This window comes from Kitasatospora sp. NPDC093558 (assembly GCF_040683475.1).
GTDB lineage: Bacteria > Actinomycetota > Actinomycetes > Streptomycetales > Streptomycetaceae > Kitasatospora.
Map to the genome: position 1 here is coordinate 1 of NZ_JBFBDY010000711.1, position 2953 is coordinate 2953.

General features: G+C 73.7%; 2 protein-coding genes. One reads left to right on the forward strand and one right to left on the reverse strand.

The genetic code is table 11. The features are described 5' to 3' along the window. Positions 1-9: 9 nt before the first annotated feature. The gene (locus AB0O00_RS34110) at positions 10-2388 is read right to left on the reverse strand and encodes an FHA domain-containing protein (protein WP_363658466.1); all 2379 of its coding nucleotides are present in this window, start codon (positions 2386-2388) and stop codon (positions 10-12) included. Positions 2389-2521: 133 nt separating this feature from the next. Between AB0O00_RS34110 and AB0O00_RS34115 the strand changes: the two genes are divergently transcribed. Further along, a partial coding sequence (locus AB0O00_RS34115; protein WP_363658468.1) for an acyltransferase occupies positions 2522-2953 on the forward strand: 432 nt, incomplete at its 3' end.

Here is a 2953-nt window from a genome sequence, read left to right on the forward strand (position 1 = left end):
GGTGTGCGGCTACTTCCGCATGACGGCGGGCTCGTGGCGGCGCAGGAGGGCCAGGACGAGCAGGCCGTACGCCACCGAGAGCGCGGCCAGCGCGGCCATGCCGAGGAGCCAGCCGCGGCGCTCGTGGCGGAAGAGCGGGTCGGCGGTGAGCACCGTCGGGAAGGACAGGTTGTGCAGGTCGACGGTCCTCGCCATGGCGGACAGGCCCCACCGGGACGGCACGAGCCAGGAGGCCTGTTCCAGGCCGGGCACGCCGTTCAGCTTGAGCATCAGGCCGGTGAAGACGATCTGGACCACCGAGACGAGCACCAGCAGCGGCATGGTGGCCTCCTCCTGGGCCACCAGCGCCGAGACCACCAGCCCGAGCATCATCGCCGAGAACGCGAGCACGGCCACCGCGACGATCAGTTCGGGCAGTTGTGGCATCTGGACACCGGTCGTCACCGGTGGCGGCGCCCCCGGCGGGAGCTTGGGGGCGATCTTCACCCCGGCGATGCCGACCACGGTCAGCAGCGCGGCCTGACCGACCGTGACCGCGCCGAGGACCACGACCTTCGAGACCACGTACGCCGACCGGGACAGTCCGACCACGCGTTCCCGCCGGTAGATCTCGCGCTCCTTGACCAGCTCGCGCACCGAGTTCGCGGACCCGGTCAGCAGGGCGCCCAGGCAGAGCGTGATCAGGCAGTTGATCGCGTTCTCCTGGGAGATCCGGGTGCCCGCGATCGCCCGGCACATGCCGCCGATGACGAACGGCAGCACGACCATGATGGTGAGGAACAGCCGGTCGGCGGCGAGCACCGCGGCGTAGCGGCGCACGAGGGTCGCGAGCTGGGGGAACCAGCCCTGGGGCTTCTCGCGGCCGATGGCGGGCCCGGCCGGACCGGCGGCGGTCGACGGGACGGGGACCGCGGGCGCGGCCTCGGTGGCGATGTACCGGTGGTACTGCGGCGAGGCGCGGTAGCGCTGCTGCCAGACGCCGTGGTCGTCGTTCTCGAACGCCTCGAAGGCCGCCGGCCACTCGTCGAAGCCGAAGAACGCCAGCGCCTCCTGCGGCGGCCCGTAGTAGGCCGTCCGGCCGCCGGGGGCGAGCACGAGCAGGCGGTCGCACACGTTCAGGCTCAGCACGCTGTGCGTCACGACGACGACGGTGCGGCCGTCGTCGGCCAGCCCGCGGAGCATGTGCATCACCGAGCGCTCCATGCCCGGGTCGAGGCCGGAGGTCGGCTCGTCGAGGAAGAGCAGGGACGGCTTCGTCAGCAGCTCCAGGGCCACGCTGACCCGCTTGCGCTGGCCGCCGGACAGGCTCGCGATGACCTGCCCGGCCCGCTCGTCGAGGCCGAGCTCGTGGATCACCTCGGCGACGCGCGCCTCGCGCTCGTGCGGGTCGGTGTCGCCGGGGAAGCGCAGCTCGGCGGCGTAGGACAGGGCCCGGCGGACGGTGAGCTGGGTGTGCAGGATGTCGTCCTGCGGCACGAGGCCGATCCGGCGGCGCAGTTCGGCGTAGTCGCGGTAGAGGTCGCGCCCGTCGTACAGGACGGTGCCCTCGTCGGCGGGGCGCAGCCCGGTGAGGGCGTTGAGGAGGGTGGACTTGCCGGCGCCGCTCGGTCCGGCCACCGCGAGCAGCGCCTTCTCGGCCAGCGGGAAGCCGACGTGGTCGAGCAGCATCCGGTGGTCGGGGCCGACGCGGACGACGAGGCCCTGGACGTCGAGGGAGATCTCGCCGGTGTCGGTGTACTCGACGAGGTGGCCGTCGGACAGGCACAGCGCGGAGTGGCCGATGCCGATGATGTCGGCCGGGCCGACGGGGGCGCGGCGCACCGGGCTGCCGTTGAGGTAGGTGCCGTTGTGGCTGTCGAGGTCGACGATCTCGTGGCCGCCGCCGGGCAGTTCGCGCAGCTCGGCGTGGTGGCGGGAGACGACGAGGTCGTCCAGGACGAGGTCGTTGTCGTGCGAGCGGCCGATCCGCACGGCCCGGGCGGGCAGCGGGAGGACGGCGCTCGGGCTGCGGAAGGTGCCGGAGGACTGTGGGGTGAGCAGGGAGGGGCGTTCGCCGGGCTGGGGGCGGGGCAGGCCGGCGAAGGTCGCGGACGGGCCGTCGGCGGGGTTGCCGAAGCGCACCCGGGTGCCGGGGCCGACGTCCTCGGTGACGATGCGGCGGCCGTCGTCGTAGGTGCCGTTGGTGCTGCCGACGTCCTCCAGCTGCCAGTGGTCGCCGGTGGCGTGCAGGACGGCGTGGTGCCAGGAGACGCGGGGGTCGTCCAGGACGATCTCGCTCGTCGGGTCGCGGCCGAGGTGGTAGGACCGGCCCGGATCGATCAGCTGCGAGTCGGTGTCGGTGACCACCATCAGGGGCGGGGCGGCGGGTGCGCCCGAGCGCTGTCCCATGGTCGGCATTGTATCGCCGGGCGGCCCGGCGGGCGCGTTCTCACCGCTCGATTGGACTGGACCACTGGATCCGCGCACCACTATCGTTCGGCGTGCCCGCACGCCACCCGCCGATCACCCGGGGACGGAACGCATGAACGCCTGGCCGCAGTTGCGCCGTTCCAGGACCGTCAGGGCGGGCCGCGCCCCCGGCACCGTGCTGCGCTGCGGACTGATGGACACCATGCTGGCGGACCTCTCCGTCTCGGTCGTCCTCTTCTTCGAGCGGCCGCTCGACGACGAGCGGCTCGCCGCCGGCCTCGCCCGCGCCCTCGACCGGGTGCCGGTCTTCGCCGGGCGGCTGCGCACCGCCGCCGACGGCGTGCTGGAGGCCGTCTGCGACGACTCGGGCGTGCCCTTCGACGTGCACACCGTGGACGGCACGCTCGCCGAGGCGATGGGCCGGGTCGCCGCCGCCGGCACCCAACTGGTCGACCCGGTGGACGCCCCGGCCGCGCGCACCGGCGGCGTCCCGCTGCTCACCGTCCGCGTCACCCGCACCGCGGACGGCGGCACCGTGCTCGGC